This is a genomic window from Deltaproteobacteria bacterium (assembly GCA_011375175.1).
Taxonomy (GTDB): domain Bacteria; phylum Desulfobacterota; class GWC2-55-46; order GWC2-55-46; family DRME01; genus DRME01.
The window spans coordinates 1-17136 of sequence record DRME01000093.1 but is presented as its reverse complement, the minus strand read 5'-3'; the positions used below and the strand labels follow the sequence as shown (position 1 = coordinate 17136).

Sequence of the window (17136 nt, the reverse complement as noted above, 5' to 3'; positions counted from 1 at the left end):
CCGGAGGAGGTAAATCAGTGACAAGAAAGATGGTCTGTTTTTTCACGGCGGCGGCGCTCGTCACTTGTGCGGGCCTTGCCGGTGCGCTCGACAAGCCGGCGGAGAAGAGCATAAGCGACGAAGCCGAGCTCTCCTACGTAAAGACGGGCGGCAATACCGATACGGAGACACTGCTCTTAAAGAACGGGCTCACCTACAGGCCCAGCGCCACGGTGACCGGCAAGTGGAAGGTCGCGGTGCTCGAGGGCGAGAGCAGCGGCGTGAGGACGGCCCAGCGCTACTCCAGCGAGCTGAGGGTTGACAAGGAGTACACCGACAGGCTCTACACCTTCGGCAACGGCCAGTGGCTCAAGGACAAGTTCATGGGCCTCGACTCGCGCTACATACTGGGCGGCGGCGGCGGTTACACGATCGTCTCTACGCACAGCCACAAGCTGCTCGCCGAGGCCGGTCTGAGCTACACGTGGGACGACTATACGGACAACACATCGAAGGAGTACGCAGGCGGCCGCCTCTACGGCAAGTACGTCTACGCCCTTGACAAGAAGACCCGTTTTTCCCAGTGGGTGGAGTGGCTTCCCGACTTCGAGGAGACGAAAAACTACAACCTCAATGCCGAGACGGCCGTCACCACCTCTCTTAGCGACGTGCTCTCGCTCAAGGTGAGCTACCTCGTGAACTACGACAACGTGCCGGTTGCCGGCGCCGAAAAGACCGACACCACCTTCGCCACCACACTCGTCATGAACTACTGATTACTTTCTTTTTGAAAAAAGAAAGTAATCAAAGAAAAACCGATGAATCTTCACGGGCGTCGCAGTCACGAAGGCACGCAAAGCGGCCTTCGGCCTCATACCTCGCGCGTGTTGTTTGTTTGATTAAGTGATGGAGGAAAGGGGTCTCCCTCTCTCCTTCTCATCGGCGGTCTGCATTCGTGACGGCCCCCCCCGCGGGGCCGTTACCACAGCACGATGAATCCTTTTTTCTGAACACCGAACACCGGTGTGGGGCTATGTCCCTCTTTTCCTTTTAGCCATGGAGCCTGACGGAATAGATTTCTGCGGGCTCGGAAAGGAAAGTGATAAAGCGGTGTCTGTCAGAGTCGTCCTGGAATATCTCTTTCCATTCGTTCCCCCGGCAGGTGACATGATAAAATGCGCCGGGATACTCGATTCTTAATGGTCGGGCCATAAAAGAGTTTTATAAGCAAAACACCGGACTTGTTGATAATGACTAAAGAATTGATCCCTTTTCTCCGGCAAGTTAGAACTCAAGGAAACATTAGTGGCAAAATTTGAAAATAAAGGAGCCAAGTCGTGACGACAAGCGTGAAAGTCACAAAGGCGATTGAAGCCCACCTAACACAGTGGAAAAAAATGGGCGAGCAAATGCAAAAGCTCATGGCACCTGTTCTCAAACAGCGGGAGGAGCTAAAAAGAGCAACGCAGCCCTTTTTAAAATCGCAAGCAGCTCTTCAGAAATCCCTCGAACCTATTTTCGCTGCCCAAGAGAAGTGGCGAAAAGATATTGCAACATTCGAGCTTCCACGTTACGTACTGACTGTTCTAGGGCCAGCGGCGGAGCAGGTGGAAGAATTTAGGGAGTCGCTTAAAAAAGAAATTATTAGTCCCGCCTTTGAGGGGCTTCAGTGGAGCTTTAAGGAGCTTCCACCCAAAACACAAGAAGCCTTAATACTTCTTGGAACACATGGGTGGTACCTCGACCTTGAGATGCCCATTCCTTCTCTTTGGCAACTGAAGAAGGCCCTAGCAGAAGGGAATGTGCAAGAGGCAGAGGATGCCCTCGTGCAATATTTCGAAGAACGTTTGGAAGAGATAGAAACATCAATTGTAGGAAGATTTCCAAAGCGCGAAAAGGTGATTAAGGCGGCTTTCTCGGCCCACAGGCGGTGTGAATACGAACTCTCGATACCTGTTTTTCTGTCGCAGACCGATGGGATATGCAAAGAAGTCGTCAATGAGTACTTCTTTATTAAACAAAACAAAAAGCCTCGTACAGCAATCTATGTGGAACAGATTGCGGCAGACACCTATCGAGCGGCACTTCTAAGCCCGCTTGCGCATAGTCTGCCTATTGGTGCGTCTGAAAAAGAACGAGGCCCTGGTTTTACCGAGTTGAATCGACATATGGTACTTCATGGGGAGTCACTCGATTACGGCACAAAGATAAATAGCCTAAAAGCGATTTCCTTAATCAACTACATGGCGCATGTGCTCAAATAAGGTCGATTTTTATCGTTGACAAAAAGTTCCTCCACTTTAAATTTGTCAATTCGAAAGATTGGCCCTCTCTTTCTCTCCATGCAACAACAGGAAGCAAAAAAGAAAGTCGAGTTTTCTGCCATTATTGAAGAGGCCCAGGAAGGCGGATACTGGGCCATATGCCCGGAGATACCTGGAGCCAATGGTCAGGGCGAGACAGTAGAAGAAGCGAAAGACAGCCTGAGTGAGGCTGTTGTATTGATTTTGGAAGACCGGAGAGAGGATGTCCTTCGGGGCCTGCCGGAAGATGTGATTCTTGACAAGGTGCAGGTTGCATGAAACATAGAGAGCTGGAGCGAAAGCTCAGACTTTTTGAAGAAAGTAATCAAAGAAAAACCGATGAATCTTCATGGGCGTTGTTATCACGAAGGCACGCAAAGCGGCCTTCGGCCTCATACCTCGCGCGTGTTGTTTGTTTGATTAAGTGATGGAGGAAAGGGGTCTCCCTCTCTCCTTCTCATCGGCGGTCTGCATTCGTGACGGCCCCGTGGGGTGCCGGGAGGCGCCAGGCGGGGTTTGTTACGCCTTTGCCTCCCGGCACCCCCCCACGGGGCCGTTTCCTTCCAGAACCCGATGAGTCTTTTCGGATGCCGGTTACATGGACGGTGAGAGCCGGGCTTCGTTGACTTTTTGTGAGGTTGATGTATAATTTTAGCGTGTTTTTGTTGGGGAACGAGGGCAAAGGGAGATTTTGTGTAGAATAATAAGTTCGTTTTCGATAGAAAGGATCTGAGATGGGGAAAACAATAAGCCTATTTTCTGGATACTCGCAAAAAGAGAATAGAACCACTAATTATTGTTTGCTCGCGCTAAAAATGATTTATGAGGAAAATCCAAAGTTTTTGGCGGAAATCCTTAGTGGGTTGTGTGGCTACGATATGTCAGAGGATGTAGGGGTGAAATTTCGCCAGCAAGAGAGAAAGGCTGGCAGTGTCCCCGATGGACTCATAACGCAAAAAGCTTTCACAGTCTTTATTGAAACCAAAAACTACGACTGGTTCTATGACAAACAATTAGAAAATCATTTAGACGCACTAAATTCGGAAACTCATGGGCTAAAGATACTTATTGCCCTCGGAAATTTTGAAGGAGATATTTCAAAACGATTTGAGAAGATCAAGGGGTTATGTGAGAAAAAATATCGGAACAATATTTTCTTTTCGGCGGTGTCCTTTGAGGATTTCATTTCTGCTATAGACCTGCCGACATTGCCCAAGAATGTATCAGATGCTATCAAGGACTTACGGGCATATTTAGACGAAGAGGGCTTGCTTCCCTCATGGCAAAACTGGCTTGATGTAATTAATTGTGCTGGTCTGCCAGATGATGTTTTGATTGGAAATGTATATATGTGTCCTGCTGAAGGAGGGGCTTATTCTCATGGTCGCTGCAAATATTTCGGCATGTACCGTCAAAAGAAGGTGGAAAAAATCGCAATAATTAGAGCAGTCGTAGATGTTGAAAGTGAATCTAAAGCGAAACTGTTGTGGAAAAACGTTAGAGAAAAGACCGCCGACTTATTGTCTGAAGCGCAAAAGAAAATAAATACATTGCGCCCTGGAGAATACCCTACACGGGTTTTTCTTTTGGGCCCATTGCATGATACTGAATTTATAAAAGATACTCCAGGCGGCATGCTTGGTAGTAAGCAATACTTCAATATCTCTAAGCTTAATGCAGAAGATGAAGTGTCATTGGCAGATCTTTTAAAAGGACGCACATGGTCAGAGTTATGCTGAAAAGTGAACAAGGCGCTGCACCTGTCGTTATGGAGCGTCAACGGAATAGCGGCAGGTGAGCTTAATTATTATGCCAATGTAACTTCATTAAGGAGTGGATATAAGGTCTCCTTCTCATCGGCGGTCTGCATTCGTGACGGCCCCGGGGGTGCCGGGAGGCAAAGGCGTAACAAACCCCGCCTGGCGCCTCCCGGCACCCCCGGGGCCGTTTCCGCTGTGGGGCTATGCCCCCATTTCAAAAGCTCCCTCAAGCCAATCGATTGGAATTTTTTTGAGAAGATGTCTCTTCGGCCGACAGGGCCTGATCGTACCACTCCTTGAAGTGGTAGAGCATGATGGACTTGAAGAGGTCGCCTTCGCGGTCGAGCATCTCGTAGACGACGGTCGGCTCCGTGGTCTCGAAGCCCTTGAAGGTCACCTCTCCGTGTTTGAGGAAGCCCTCGACGAACTCCACGCCTTCCACCCTTTCGATGCCGAAGCAGAGTTCGAGGGGGTCGTAGGGAAAGAAGTAGGCGTTGCGCATGGCCTCGTGGAGCTGCGAAAGGGCGACCGTCTTGCGGAAGAAGAACTTCGTGCCCCTGGTCTCGTTGATGTAGGCCTTCAGGGCCTCCTCGCTCAGGGCCTGGCCCCTGTTGTATATGTCGGTGGAGAGCATGAGGTGGGCGAGAGAGGACGGCGAGGCCCCGTCGGCGAGTCTTTTGAGGTCCGAGTAGAACTGCCGCGCCGCGGACTTCGCCATGGCGCCGAGGTCCATGGGGCCGCCCCGGCCCGAGAGGAGGTCCTCGATCTTCGAGTCGAGCTCCGGCGGCATCCGGAAGTTTATCACCCGGTCGATGTAGACGTCGAAGGGATATTTGAGCCGCCGGCTGCCTGCGCCGAGGCGTTCCTTTTCGATGAGGATCTCGAGCTTGGCCCGCACGTGGGGGTTGCGGTTCGTCCCCCGGCACGCCTCGTTTATCTTCTCGCCTATGGAGACCTTGACGGGCTCCTTGAACTCCCGCGAGGCCTTGAGCACGAGGGTCTCGGCCTTGACGCCGTATGAGATGAACAGGCCCGCCTCCATCTCGCGGGTGATGGCCGCCTCGATCTCGTCGCGGTACGCGTCTTCGAGCCGTCGCATCTCGCTCCTTAGCCGGGCCCGCTCCCTGTCGGCCTCTTTCTTGTCGCCCATCTTCCCGACGGCGTCCAGCCTCTCGTCGATGCCGGCCTTTTTCGCCTCGAACCGCTTGTGGACCGCGTCGAGGAGCTCTTCTTCATCCACGGGCGGCAGCCTCTTCTGGAGCTTTTCCCTGTAGCGGCGGATGATCTTCTGGATGTCCTGGGCAAGGGAGACGAGGCCGGCCACGCTGCCCGAGAAGATGGCGGCGTCACCGGGGAGGTTCGTAAGGCGTATGCTCTGCGACTCGTCGGAGCCGGGGCCGCCGCGCCCGCCGTAGCGAAGCGACGCCTCGATTATGGGCGTGTAGAAGTGATCGCGCAGGAACTCGGCCATGGCGATCTCCTTTACCTTGAGCGTCTTCTTGGTGAAGTCCTTGAGGTCGATGAAGAGCTGCCCCTCCATGTTGACGGTCAGGGTCTTGAGCACGGCGATGTCGTCGTCGGAGAAGCGGTAGAGTCGGCCCCGGTTGTATTCGTTGACGAGCATCTTTTCGTCGAACTCGCCCCGCCGGTCCGTGAGGTAGAGCCTCATGGGCGCGGCGTACCTGTCCACGTGCTCGTCGAGGCGGTAGGCGAGGTAGCCCCGCACGACGGCGGCGGCGTCGAGGGCCTGCTGCTGCTTGCCGGAGAGGAGCCGGCCGAAAAAACCCTTTTTGAAGCGCCTGAGCGAGTCGACGAGGGCGGTTATGCCGGCCACGCGCCTGCGGTCCTTGGCGAAGTGGGGCTTCAGGCCCTCGAGGGCGTCTATGAAGCCTTCGTAGAGGTCGTCGTCGGCCAGCAGGTTTCTTATGTGGCGGTCGTCGCCGTAGATCTCGTAGAGTCTTTCGTGGACCTCAAGGCCCGGCACGTCGTGGTCGAATAGGTATCGGCGGACGAGAGCGCGCAGCCTCGTCACCTCGCCCTGGTTCTTCACGACGGCGCGCAGGCTCGGCTTCCTGATGATGCGTTCCGCAAGGCCCGCCGCAAGCTCGTCGACGGCGGGCCACTCTTTGATATCCTTTGTCTCCGGGGCGAACGCTTCGATGGCCTTGACCGTCTCGTCGTTTATGGCGTAGGGGTTGAGCGACGAGGAGACGAGGTTGGGCGGTATGGAGAGGAAGGCCCTTGGCACGACGGCGGTGGTGAGCAGCATCTCGGCCCTGTCGCTGTGGTACGGCGCCTTGTCGCGGCGCAGTCGGGCGAAGAGCCTTGCGAGCGCATGCCTCCATGCCGCAAAGCAGGTGAGGCCCACGGCCAGGTCGAGCTTCTCGTAGGAGAAGCCCTTTATGCGGAAGTCTTTGAGCCTGTCCTTGTGTCTTTTCAGGGACTTGAGTCCGGCGAGAAGCGTAATGTAGGCTGTTTCTTCGCCCGTGCCGTGCCGTGTTTCGTCCCTTAGGGACTTTTCCACCACGGCCGCCGTCCAGTGGATGAGTCTTCGCCCCGGTCCGTCGGGCGCGAGCCAGTTGTGGAGAATGGCGCTGTCCACGTGGGGGGCCGAGGCGAGGGCCTCGAGGGCGACGGCGCGCTCCACCGAGCCTTCTATGAAGATGTCGGTCCTGTAGGTCCTGGGAGGAAGTTTCGCCGGCGGCTCCATCTCCGAGGCCGAGCCGCCTTCCGGGGGCCGGCCGGAGTCGGGCTCGAAGCGCATCTTGAGGAGGGCGGCGAGGCCGAAGACGGCCTGCTGGAGGCAGGCCTCGTCCCTGCTTCCCAGGTGGTATGGTATCTTGAGCTCGCCCAGGGTGGCGCCGTGCTTGAAGCGCAGAGAGTCGGGATCGAGCACCCAGAGCCGGCCGGCGGCTGCGGCCGCCTTTTCGTCGCTGCCGAGCCCCTCGTAGAGAGCGAGCCGCTCGTTGTAATAGGTATCGGACATATGGCCTATTTCGGCAAGACGGCGGCCGTGCTTGAGCCCCGCCGGTTCCTGTGACCGCCGGAGGAAGCGAGGTCGTGGCCCAAGTCAAAAGTCTTTTGAAGGGGTGTAATTCCCACGCCCGATGCTGGGGGGCGGTCCCCGTGAGGTTCGGGCCGCGCCAGGCGGGATTTTTTACGCCTTTGCGGCCCGAACCTCACGGGGACCGCAGGGAAACGCTGATTGATTACCATGGGGGAAACTTTCTGTAGAAGGGCCATAGGCCCACGTTTCCCCCAGACCCCCTTCAAAGACTTTTAACTTGGGCTAAAGAACCTCGTTTCCTTGGATGATCATGAGAACCAACGCGGCTCGAAGAGCAAATAAAAAGTTTTTGGAGGGAGTCTGAGGGAACCGTGGGTCTATGACCCTTTTTCAAAAAGGTTCCCTCAGGGTCATTAATCAGAGCTTTCTTAGCTTATACCAAAGGATCGGTCAAATCAAGTTGGGGGCTTGTATAAGGGGCTGTTAAGCGGTAAAATTCTGCAAAGGGGGGCTATTCGCCCGGGCTGGAGGTGGAGGGCGTGAAGTTGTATCTGGCAAGACATGCCAGGGCCGTGGAGGCCGAGGCGGAGCAGGGGCGTCCCCTGAGCGAGGAAGGGAGGCGTCAGGCCCGCACGGTGGCGCGGCGTCTGGCGGACAGAGGGGTGGCCGTGGCCCGCATCTACCACAGTCCGAAGCTGCGGGCCGCCCAGACGGCGCGCATACTGGGCCGGTGCATGGAGCCCGCGCCGGTTGTGATGGAGGCCGACGGGCTGCTGCCCGGCGACGACCCGGAGCTGTGGGCCGCGCGCCTGGGGTGTATGGGCTGCGACGTGATGCTCGTCGGCCACCTTCCCCACCTCGGCGCGCTTGCGGCCTTTCTGGCCGGCGGGGCCCTGGCGGGCGCGCCGTGGCCGGAGGCGGCCGTGCTCTGCCTCCACCGCGAGGGGAGGCGGAGGTGGAGGGCCCTCTGGACCGTGACGGCCGACGAGCGGGGGTGAAGGCGGCGCGGCTTCACCCCTGGCGCGTAACGCCCGCCGAGGCGGCGGCCATCCAGCGAAGGCTCGCCGGCCTTGTGAGGGTCGGCGGGGCCCTTCCCCGTCCCCCCCGGCTCGTGGCCGGCGCCGACGCCGCTTACTCGCGCAGCGGCGGCATGGTCTTCGCCGCCGTGACGGTGCACGCCTTCCCCTCGCTCGAGCTCGTGGAGCGCAGGTGCGCCGCCCGTCCGGCCCTCTTTCCCTACGTGCCGGGGCTTCTCACATTCCGCGAGGGTCCGGCCCTGGTCGATGCCTTCGGCCTCGTCGCCTGCGCGCCCGATGTGGTCATATTCGACGGCCAGGGCATACTCCATCCGCGACGCATGGGCGTGGCGGCCCACATGGGGGTGCTGCTGGGCGTGCCCACGGTGGGCTGCGCCAAGTCGCTTCTGTGCGGCCGCTGCGACGAGCCCGGGACGGCAAGGGGGGCGTGGACGGCCGTAACAGGCGGCGGCGAAAGGCTCGGCGCCTGCCTCCGCACCAGGGAAGGCGTAAGGCCGGTATACGTCTCGCCGGGCTTCGGCCTGGGCCTTGAGGCGGCGGTGGAGACGGTGCTCTCCTGCACCACCCGCTACCGGCTGCCCGAGCCGGTGCGCAGCGCCCACAGGTTCGCGGCCCTTGCAAAAGAGGACTTCGAAGAACGCGCGGGAGAAGACGGCGGGGTCTCAGGGAGTTTGAGCGATGACGGCAGGCGGTGACAGGGGCGGCGGGTCGGCCCTGGAGAGTTCGGTCGTTGCGACCATCGAGGGCTACACCTTCCGCAACGAAGACAACGGCTTCTCGGTCGTGCGGCTGAAGGACGACGCCGGACGGGCCTTAACGGCCGTGGGACACATGGCCCATGAGCCTCCCGGCTCGACGGTGCGCCTTCGGGGGGCCTGGGTGCGCGACAGGAACTACGGCACCCAGTTCCGCTTCGAGTCCTGCGAGCTCGTGCGGCCCGACACACTTGTCGGCATGGAGCGCTACCTCGGCTCGGGTCTGGTCAAGGGGGTCGGTCCGGCCCTGGCCTCGCGTATCGTCGAGCGTTTCGGCCTGGAGACGATGGACGTCATCGACAACGAGCCCGACCGGCTCGTCGAGGTGGAGGGCATAGGCCGCAAGCGTCTCGAGCGCATAAAGGCGGCCTGGGACGAGCAGCGGGAGATAAGGAAGATAATGGTCTTTCTCCAGGGCCTGGGCGTAAGCCCGGCGCTGGCGGCCCGGATCTACAGGCGTTACGGCGCCGAGGCCGTCGAGCGCGTAAGCCGCGACCCCTTCAGGCTCGCCGACGAGGTATGGGGCGTGGGGTTCGCTACGGCCGACCGCATAGCCGGGGCCCTGGGCGTGGAGGGCGACTCTCCGGCCCGCATCAAGGCGGGCATCCTCAGTGTCCTGAGCCGGGCGGCCGATTCGGGTCACTGCTACCTGCCCGAAGACGAGGCGGCCCGCGGCGCGGCCGAGCTCCTCGGGGTGGAGGCCTCGGCGGCGGCGGCGCTCTTTGCGGAGCTCGCCGCCGAGGGACGGATCATGCTCGACGGCGGGCGCATCTACCTGACCCGGCTCTTCGAGGCCGAGCAGAGCGCCGCCGCCAGGCTCGCCGAGCTTCTGGCCGCGCCGTCGCTCCTTCCCATAAAGGACGCCTCCCGGGCCGTTGAGTGGGCGCAGCAGCGCATGGGTCTTGAGCTGGCCCCGGCCCAGCGCTCGGCCCTCGAGGCCGTGCTCACCGGCAAGGTGAACATCATAACGGGCGGCCCCGGCACGGGCAAGACGACCATACTGAAGGCCATCCTTCTCATAGCCCGGGCCAAGGACGTGAAGACGGCCCTGGCGGCCCCGACGGGCAGGGCCGCCAGGCGGCTCGCCGAGGCCGCCGGCGCGCCGGCCTCCACCATCCACCGCCTCCTCGACTACGACCCGGCCACCGGCGCCTTCAAGCGCTGTGCGTCCGCCCCCCTGGAGGCCGATCTCGTCATAATAGACGAGACGAGCATGGTCGACACCGTGCTCCTGAGCGCCCTTGTCGCCGCCGTGCCGTCCCATGCGGGGCTCGTCTTCGTGGGAGACGTGGACCAGCTCCCATCGGTCGGTCCCGGCGCGGCGCTCGCCGAGATGATAGAGTCCGGTGCCGTGCCCGTAGCGCGGCTTACCGAGATATTCCGCCAGAGCCGCGGAAGCCTCATAAGCACAAACGCCCGCAACATAAACCTCGGCCGTGCGCTGGAGCTGCACGGCGCCCCGGCGCGGGAAAAGGATTTCTTCTGCATATTCAGGGAGGACGCCGCCGAGCTCGCCGACGAGGTCGTCTCGCTTTGCAGCGAGAGGCTGCCGCGCCGCTACGGCTTCGACCCGGTCCGCCACATCCAGGTCCTCGCCCCCATGAACAGGGGCGAGGCGGGCATAGAGAACCTCAACGCCCTGTTGCGCGCCCGGCTCAATCCGCCCTCGCCCCGGCGCCGCGAGATGCGCCGCGGCGCGCTCGTCATCCGCGAGGGCGACAAGGTCATCCAGCTCCGCAACAACTACGACAAGGAGGTCTTCAACGGCGACATGGGGGTCGTCACCTCGGTGGACGCCGAGGAGGGCGCGGTGGAGGTCGACTTCTACGGCCGGCGCGTGGACTTCGACGGGGCAAGCGAGCTCGACGAGCTCCAGCCGGCCTACGCCCTATCGATCCACAAGTCCCAGGGCGGCGAGTACCCCTGCGTCGTCGTGGCCCTCCACTCAAGCCACTACGTCATGCTGCGCCGCCGCCTCCTGTACACGGCCGTCACCCGCGGCAAGCGTCTCGTCGTGCTCGTCGCCTCGCGCAAGGCCCTGGCCGTTGCCCTCAGGGAGGAGAGGGAGGAACACCGCCATACGGCCCTCTCCGAGAGGATCGTCGAGGCCTGCCGAAACCTCTCCGGCGCGGACGCCCCGGGGACAGTGGCGCCAGCCCCGCCGGGCGGGGGCGGCGCCGGTTGATGATGGCCGGCAACTCTCTTCTTCAGGTCCGGCAGCCGCCGAGCAGTCTCGCCGCGGCGTTCACCGCCGTGGCCACGGCGCTCGTTTCGCCGCGGCGAAGCGCCGCCTTCGATATGGCCGCACCGCCTGCCCGGTTGATGACGCCCGTGACGCACCCGCCCCGAAGCCCCATGGCCGCGGTGAGGGTGAGCACCGTGGCCGATTCCATCTCGTAGTTGAGCACCCGGAGACGGCGCAGCTCTTCGGTGGCTCCCTGGAAGCGGCGCAGCACGTAGCCCGTAAAGGAGTCGGTCCTCTCCTCGCCGGGGTAGAAGGTGTCCGACGACGCCGTAATGCCCCTGTGAGCGCGCGCCCCTGCGTCCTCGGCCCCTTCGATGAGGGCCGTAACCACCTCGTGGTCCGCTACCGCCGGGTACTCGATGGGCGCGTAGTGGGTCGACGCGCCGTCGAGCCGCACAGAGCCCGTCGTGACGACGACGTCTCCGATCCTGAGCTCCCTGGAGATGGCGCCGGCGGTGCCCACGCGGATGAAGGTGCGCACGCCGAGCTGTGCGAGCTCGTCCACGGCGATGGACGTGGACGGGCCTCCTATGCCCGTGGAGGTGACGAGAAGCTTCCCCTGCGCGCTCTCGACGAGATAGGTGCGGTACTCCCTGTTGTCGGCCAGCAGCGCGGCCCTGCCGCCCAGCCTCGCGGCCGCGGCCTCGGCTATCTTCACCGAACGCTTCGGGTCTCCGGGCATGAGCACGAGGGCGGCTTCTCCGATGGCGGCGCGGCTGAGCGCCAGGTGATAGACCGGAGTCTTCGCCGACCGGCGCGTCCCTTTACGCAATTTTCTTGACAAAAACGGCCTCCCTCCCTTATTATGAAAGACTCCGTTCAAGGAAACTGTGACTCACCGGGGGAAACTTTCTGTAGAAGGGCCACAGGCCCACGTTTCCTCCCGCGGCTCCCTCGTATGTTATTCGGATGTTTGGCGGTCCCTTGGAGGTTCGGCCCGCGCCAGGCGGGGTTGTCTTACGCCTTTGCGGCCCGAACCCCCAAAGGACCGCCCCTCGGGCAGCTGATGCGGGCAAGACACCCCCTTCAAAGACTTTTAATTTGGGCTGAAGAACCTCGCTTCCTTGGACGATCATGAGAACCAACGCGGCCCGAAGAGCAAGCAAAAAGTTTTTGGAGGGAGTCTGAGGGAACCTTTTTACAAAAAGGTTCCCTCAGCGTAATTAATCAGAGTTTCCATAGAGTTTTGACGCCGGCGTAGCTCAGCGGTAGAGCAACTGATTCGTAATCAGTTGGTCGGCGGTTCGATTCCGCCCGCCGGCTCCATCCCCCCTTTGCCTCGCCTCCCTTTTCTGGTAATATGGCCTCCATGGCCGTCCACCTCGTAATCGACGGATACAACCTCATCGGCGCCTCGCTCGGGCTTACGGGGCGCGCCGGTCCCGGCCGTCCTTCCATGGAGGAGGAGCGCAGGGCCCTCGTGGAGCGGCTCGCCCTTTACAGAAGGAAACGGCCCGGCCTGCGCATCACCGTCGTCTTCGACGCCGGCCGCGCCGGCGGTCTTTCGCGTTCGCGGCGGATGGACTCCGGCATAGAGGTCCTCTTCTCAAGGGGCGGCGAAGAGGCCGACGAGGTCATAGCCGAGATGGCCCGCGCCGCCGGGGCCTCGCTCACCGTGGTCAGCTCCGACAGGGAGGTGGCCCGCAGCGCCCGCTCGGCCGGCTCGGTGGTGCTCGGCTCCGGCGAGTTCCACGCCCTCCTCGAAGAGGCCCTCTACGGGGGGTCCGAGGGCCTTGAGCCCGGCGACGACGATGACGGCGACCTCGAAAAAGGCCCTTCCACCCGCAAGAAAGGACCGTCCCGCAGGCTCCCCAGGCACCTGCGCTCGAAGAAGAGGCGGCTCAAGAAGCTGTAGCGGACCGCGCGCGGCCTTGCGTCCGTGGCGACCCCGGCGGTACCGGGAGGCGCCCCCGGCCCGGGCGCAAGGGCGTGACTATCCCCCCTGGCGCTTCCGGGCCGGGGGCGCCGTATAATCGGACACCTTCCGCCCCGGCGGGGAAGAAGGACCGGCTCCTTTGCGGGCTGCGCGCCGCTTGCGCGGGGCGGGCGGGTTAAAGCCTGTTTTCCCTGCCTTCGAGCAGTCTCTTGATGTTGGCCGAGTGCCTCGCCGCCACGGCCGCTGCCGCTGCGACGCCGAAGGGCACGTAGGGGAGCTTGCCCGCCGTGACGAGGAAAAAGCCCGGCAGCGCCGCGGCTGCGGCCAGAGAGGCGAGCGAGACGTAGCGGGTGAGGGCCGCGACGACGACGAATACCGCCACGTCGAAGAGCAGCACCGACGGCGAGATGACGGCCACCACGCCCGCCGCCGTGGCCACCCCCTTGCCCCCCTTGAAGCGGAGAAAGAGGGGGTAGAGGTGGCCCGCCATGGCCGCAAGGCCGGTGAGCGTCACGGCCAGGGGCCGGCCCCCCGTGGCGTGCATGGCGATACAGGTCGGGAGCGCCCCCTTGGACAGGTCGGCCGCAAGGGTCGCAAGGCCCGCCCCCTTTCCCGCCGCCCGCGAGACGTTGGTGGCGCCGATGTTGCCGCTGCCGACCTCGCGCGGGTCGGGGGCGCCCAGAAGGCGCGCCACCACGACGCCGCTCGGTATGGAGCCGACGATGTAGGCGAACGCCATGAACACGAGTATGGAGAGCATGAGAAAATAAACCCCTCTTCGCAGGAGCGCCGTCGCGCTACTCGACGGTTACGCTCTTTGCCAGGTTTCGCGGCTGGTCCACGTCCGTGCCCTTGAGCACGGCCACGTAGTAGGCCAGGAGCTGAAGCGGCACGCTCATGAGCACGGGCGTTAAGTGGTGTGACGTGACCGGCACCGTTATGACGTCTTCGGTCATCTGCGCCGCCTGGCGGTCCCCCTCGCTCACCACCGCTATGACCTGGCCGCCCCGGGCGAGCACCTCCTCCATGTTGGCCAGTATCTTGCCGTAGGTGGAGTCGGCCGGCGCGAGCACCACGACCGGCACGTCCTCGTCTATGAGCGCTATGGGACCGTGCTTCATCTCGCCCGCCGCATAGCCTTCGGCGTGGATGTAGGATATCTCCTTGAGCTTGAGCGCCCCCTCGAGGGCGACGGGATAGTTTATGCCCCTGCCCAGGTAGAGGAAGTCGCGCAGGTGGAAGTACTTCTTCGCCACGGCCTCTATGTGGGAGGCGCCGTCGAGCGCCCTTTCCATCTTCTTGGGCAGCTCGACGAGCTCCTTTATGAGCAGCGAGGCCGCCGGGTCGGGCACGCGGCCGTTGCGGCGGCCGAGGAAGACGGCCAGCATGTAGAGCGCCACGAGCTGGGTCGTGAACGCCTTGGTGGAGGCCACCCCTATCTCGGGCCCCGCATGGGTCATGAGCGACCACAGGGCCTCGCGCGTGATGCTGCTCTCCATGACGTTGCAGATCGCCATGGTGCGCCCTCCCTTGCGCTTGGCCTCGCGCAGCGCCGCAAGCGTGTCGGCCGTCTCGCCCGACTGGGAGACGGCCACGACCAGCGAGCGTTCGTCGACCAGGGGGTCGCGGTAGCGGAACTCGCTGCCCAGGTCCACCTCCACAGGCACCCGGCAGAGCTCCTCGATGAGGAACTTCCCCACCAGCGCCGCGTGCCACGACGTGCCGCAGGCGACGATGTAAATCTTGTCCATCTCCTTTACGTCCATGGGGAAGTCGGCGAAGAAGATGTCGCTCTCCTCTTCGAGGACCTGCGAGCGGAAGGTGTCGGTCACGGCCCTGGGCTGCTCGAATATCTCCTTGAGCATGAAGTGGCGGTAGCCGCCCTTTTCGGCCATCACCGGGCTCCAGTCGATGTGCTTCGGCGTCTTTCGCACCTCCACGCCGTCGAGGTCCGTTATCTTCACGGACTCGCTCGTTATGGTGCAGACCTCGCCGTCGTCGAGGAAGACGGCCCGTCTCGTAATGTCCAGGATGGCCGGTATGTCGGAAGAGAAGAGGGTCTCGCCCTCGCCGAGCCCGACGATGAGCGGGCACTCGAGCCTCGCGCCCACTATCTTGTCGGGCTCGGCGCTGCTCACCGCCGCCATCGCATAGGTGCCCTTCACGTACTTGAGCGCCGCGCGCACGGCCTCTTCGAGCCCCAGGCCCCGCTTGATCTCGCGGTTTATGAGGTGGGCCAGTATCTCGGTGTCGGTCTCGGACTTGAAGACCGCCCCCTCGCTCGCAAGCTCGCTTCGCAGCGGGAGGTAGTTCTCTATGATGCCGTTGTGGACCACGGCGATGGACCCTTCCCTGTGGGGATGGGCGTTCTCCTCGCTCGGGCGGCCGTGGGTGGCCCAGCGCGTGTGCCCTATGCCGAGCCGCCCCGGCACGGGGTTTGCGGCGCAGCGGCGCTCGAGCTCGCGCAGCTTGCCCACGCTTCGCAGGACGGTTATGGAGCCGTCGTTGACCACGGCCAGCCCCGACGAGTCGTAACCGCGGTACTCGAGCTTGCGGAGACCCTCGATGAGGACCGGGGCCGCGTCCCTCGGCCCCGTGTATGCCACTATGCCGCACATCTTCCACCTCGCATGCTGCTGCTCCGGCCGCTTACGGGCCGTGTTCCTCGACGGCCACCACCTGGGCCTCGAGCACCCGTTCCTTCCCGCCCGACATCGTGCAGTTGCCCTCGAATATGACCCCTTCGCCGATTATTAGCGTCGGGGCGACGATGTCGCCTATGACCTTGCCGGGACGCTGGAGCTCCACCCGCTTCGTGGCCTGCAGCGTCCCCCTTATCTCGCCGGTGACCACCGCCGTCTCCACCTTCACCTGGGCCTCGATGAGCGCGCCGTCGCCCACTATGAGGGTGCCGTCGGCCCTTATCTGCCCCTTGACGTTGCCGTCCACCCTGGCCGTGCCCTCGAAGCTCAGCGTCCCCTCCACACTCATGCCCTTGCCGATGAAGCCGATGATGCCCGTGTCGTTCTTCCTCTTCTCGTCCTTGGCGAACATCCCTACCTCCTATGGCCCGGTATAAACAGGAGCTATAGAGTCCTGTTTTTCGTGTCACCTCCCCGCGGCCGACCTCAGAAGCTCGAGCAGCCGCTCCCGCTCCTGGGCCGAGTAGAAGGCGAACTCGACCCTGCCCTTGCCGTTGTTCTCCCTTATCGAGACCTTCGTGCCGAAGAGCGCCCTGAGCTCGTCCTCTACGAAGCGGAGCTGGCGGTCCGTCTCCTGGGGCCCTGCGCCGGCCGCCTTCTTCCGCCCGCCCCCGAGGGCCGCCTTTGCGAGCCGCTCGGTCTCGCGCACCGAAAGTCCGCGGCTTATGACCCGCCTGCAGAGCTCGCGCTGGGCCGCGGCCGTTGGTAGCGAGACGATGGCGCGGGCATGGCCCATGGAGATAGTCCCCCGGCCGAGCTCGTCCTTCACCTCGGGCGGCAGTTTCAGAAGCCTCAGGTAGTTGGCCACCGTGGCCCGCTCCTTGCCGACCTTGGCGGCCACCTCCTCCTGCGAGAGACCGAAGTCCATGAGCCTGCTGTAGGCCTCGGCCTCTTCGATGGGGTTGAGATCCTCGCGCTGGATGTTCTCTATGACGGCGAGCTCGAGGCTCTCGCGGTCGGTGGCCTCGACCATCACGACCGGCACCTCCTTCAAGCCGGCGAGCGTGGCCGCCCGAAGCCGCCTCTCCCCCGCTATGAGCTCTATGCCGTCGGCGCCGCGCCGGGCCACGAGCGGCTCGATGACACCCTTTTCCCTGATCGAGTCGACGAGCTCGGAAAGGGCCGCCTCGTCGAATATGCGGCGCGGCTGGAACCTGTTCGTCCGTATCTCGGACGGCGCGCAGTAGACGAACTTCTCCCGCCGCCCCGAAGCGGCCTTCTCGCCTATGAGCGCCCCGAGCCCGCGCCCCAGAACCCGCCTTTTCCTTCCTTCCATCCTTTTCCCCGTCACCACGGTCCCCCTTCGCTGAGAGCACCATGAAGGACGCTGGGGGAAACTTTCTGTAGAAAGTTTCCCCCAGACCCCCTTCAAAGACTTTCAATACGAGTTGGTTTCCCCCTGTTTTGCCTGGCAAAACAGGGGGAAACCAACTCGCATTAAAAGTTTTTGGAGGGAGTCTGAGGGAACCTTT

At 62.2% G+C, this 17136-nt stretch carries 14 protein-coding genes and 1 tRNA gene; 9 read left to right on the top strand and 6 right to left on the bottom strand.

Annotated elements, in window-relative coordinates:
* Positions 1 to 17: 17 nt before the first annotated feature.
* The 4 genes from ENJ37_08180 to ENJ37_08165 all read left to right on the top strand — a co-directional run bounded on the left by ENJ37_08180 (position 18) and on the right by ENJ37_08165 (position 4021).
* The gene (locus ENJ37_08180) at positions 18 to 755 is read left to right on the top strand and encodes a DUF481 domain-containing protein (protein ID HHL40469.1); all 738 of its coding nucleotides are present in this window, start codon (positions 18 to 20) and stop codon (positions 753 to 755) included.
* 561 nt (positions 756 to 1316) lie between these two features.
* The gene (locus ENJ37_08175; protein ID HHL40468.1) at positions 1317 to 2243 is read left to right on the top strand and encodes a hypothetical protein; all 927 of its coding nucleotides are present in this window, start codon (positions 1317 to 1319) and stop codon (positions 2241 to 2243) included.
* Positions 2244 to 2321: 78 nt separating this feature from the next.
* Positions 2322 to 2561, top strand: coding sequence for a type II toxin-antitoxin system HicB family antitoxin (locus ENJ37_08170; GenBank protein ID HHL40467.1), 240 nt, complete (start codon positions 2322 to 2324; stop codon positions 2559 to 2561).
* A gap of 455 nt (positions 2562 to 3016) precedes the next feature.
* Complete coding sequence (locus tag ENJ37_08165) at positions 3017 to 4021, top strand: hypothetical protein (protein HHL40466.1); 1005 nt, start codon at positions 3017 to 3019, stop codon at positions 4019 to 4021.
* Positions 4022 to 4268: 247 nt separating this feature from the next.
* On the opposite strand, the gene ENJ37_08160 is transcribed toward ENJ37_08165, so the two are convergent.
* Entirely contained in the window at positions 4269 to 7028 is a 2760-nt protein-coding gene (locus ENJ37_08160) for a hypothetical protein (protein HHL40465.1), read from the bottom strand.
* A gap of 545 nt (positions 7029 to 7573) precedes the next feature.
* Here ENJ37_08160 and sixA point away from each other — a divergent pair.
* From sixA to ENJ37_08145, 3 genes are read left to right on the top strand one after another with little or no spacing between them, the layout of a single operon-like run.
* Positions 7574 to 8047 carry a phosphohistidine phosphatase SixA gene (sixA, locus tag ENJ37_08155; protein ID HHL40464.1) on the top strand — a complete coding sequence of 158 codons (474 nt, stop codon included), beginning with the start codon at positions 7574 to 7576 and terminating at the stop codon, positions 8045 to 8047.
* The gene (locus ENJ37_08150; GenBank protein HHL40463.1) at positions 8044 to 8781 is read left to right on the top strand and encodes an endonuclease V; all 738 of its coding nucleotides are present in this window, start codon (positions 8044 to 8046) and stop codon (positions 8779 to 8781) included. Before sixA ends, ENJ37_08150 begins: the two co-directional genes overlap by 4 nt.
* Positions 8765 to 11026 (top strand): ATP-dependent RecD-like DNA helicase, encoded by a 2262-nt coding sequence (locus ENJ37_08145; protein HHL40462.1) that lies wholly within the window; start codon positions 8765 to 8767, stop codon positions 11024 to 11026. Before ENJ37_08150 ends, ENJ37_08145 begins: the two co-directional genes overlap by 17 nt.
* Positions 11027 to 11048: 22 nt before the next feature.
* Here ENJ37_08145 and ENJ37_08140 read toward each other — a convergent pair whose 3' ends face one another.
* Positions 11049 to 11858: a uridine phosphorylase gene (locus tag ENJ37_08140; protein HHL40461.1), complete on the bottom strand. Its 810-nt coding sequence runs from the start codon at positions 11856 to 11858 to the stop codon at positions 11049 to 11051.
* Between the two features lie 419 nt (positions 11859 to 12277).
* Here ENJ37_08140 and ENJ37_08135 point away from each other — a divergent pair.
* A tRNA-Thr gene (locus tag ENJ37_08135) sits at positions 12278 to 12352 on the top strand.
* A 34-nt stretch (positions 12353 to 12386) separates the two neighbouring features.
* On the top strand, positions 12387 to 12941 hold the full coding sequence (locus ENJ37_08130; GenBank protein HHL40460.1) for a hypothetical protein: 555 nt from the start codon (positions 12387 to 12389) through the stop codon (positions 12939 to 12941).
* 196 nt (positions 12942 to 13137) lie between these two features.
* On the opposite strand, the gene plsY is transcribed toward ENJ37_08130, so the two are convergent.
* The 4 genes from plsY to ENJ37_08110 are packed head-to-tail and all read right to left on the bottom strand — an operon-like array spanning position 13138 to position 16940.
* On the bottom strand, positions 13138 to 13722 hold the full coding sequence (gene plsY, locus ENJ37_08125; GenBank protein HHL40459.1) for a glycerol-3-phosphate 1-O-acyltransferase: 585 nt from the start codon (positions 13720 to 13722) through the stop codon (positions 13138 to 13140).
* Between the two features lie 37 nt (positions 13723 to 13759).
* The gene (gene glmS / locus ENJ37_08120) at positions 13760 to 15580 is read right to left on the bottom strand and encodes a glutamine--fructose-6-phosphate transaminase (isomerizing) (protein ID HHL40458.1); all 1821 of its coding nucleotides are present in this window, start codon (positions 15578 to 15580) and stop codon (positions 13760 to 13762) included.
* A gap of 31 nt (positions 15581 to 15611) precedes the next feature.
* Complete coding sequence (locus ENJ37_08115) at positions 15612 to 16016, bottom strand: polymer-forming cytoskeletal protein (protein HHL40457.1); 405 nt, start codon at positions 16014 to 16016, stop codon at positions 15612 to 15614.
* Positions 16017 to 16070: 54 nt separating this feature from the next.
* Positions 16071 to 16940, bottom strand: coding sequence for a ParB/RepB/Spo0J family partition protein (locus ENJ37_08110; GenBank protein ID HHL40456.1), 870 nt, complete (start codon positions 16938 to 16940; stop codon positions 16071 to 16073).
* Positions 16941 to 17136: the final 196 nt, after the last annotated feature.

Coding starts and splice junctions, on each gene's coding strand:
- ENJ37_08130 (HHL40460.1), top strand. CDS start 12,387: ATGGCCTCCATGGCCGTCCACCTCGTAATCGACGGATACAACCTCATC.
- ENJ37_08170 (HHL40467.1), top strand. CDS start 2,322: ATGCAACAACAGGAAGCAAAAAAGAAAGTCGAGTTTTCTGCCATTATT.
- ENJ37_08145 (HHL40462.1), top strand. CDS start 8,765: ATGACGGCAGGCGGTGACAGGGGCGGCGGGTCGGCCCTGGAGAGTTCG.
- ENJ37_08160 (HHL40465.1), bottom strand. CDS start 7,028: ATGTCCGATACCTATTACAACGAGCGGCTCGCTCTCTACGAGGGGCTC.
- ENJ37_08165 (HHL40466.1), top strand. CDS start 3,017: ATGGGGAAAACAATAAGCCTATTTTCTGGATACTCGCAAAAAGAGAAT.
- plsY (HHL40459.1), bottom strand. CDS start 13,722: ATGCTCTCCATACTCGTGTTCATGGCGTTCGCCTACATCGTCGGCTCC.
- glmS (HHL40458.1), bottom strand. CDS start 15,580: ATGTGCGGCATAGTGGCATACACGGGGCCGAGGGACGCGGCCCCGGTC.
- ENJ37_08115 (HHL40457.1), bottom strand. CDS start 16,016: ATGTTCGCCAAGGACGAGAAGAGGAAGAACGACACGGGCATCATCGGC.
- ENJ37_08110 (HHL40456.1), bottom strand. CDS start 16,940: ATGGAAGGAAGGAAAAGGCGGGTTCTGGGGCGCGGGCTCGGGGCGCTC.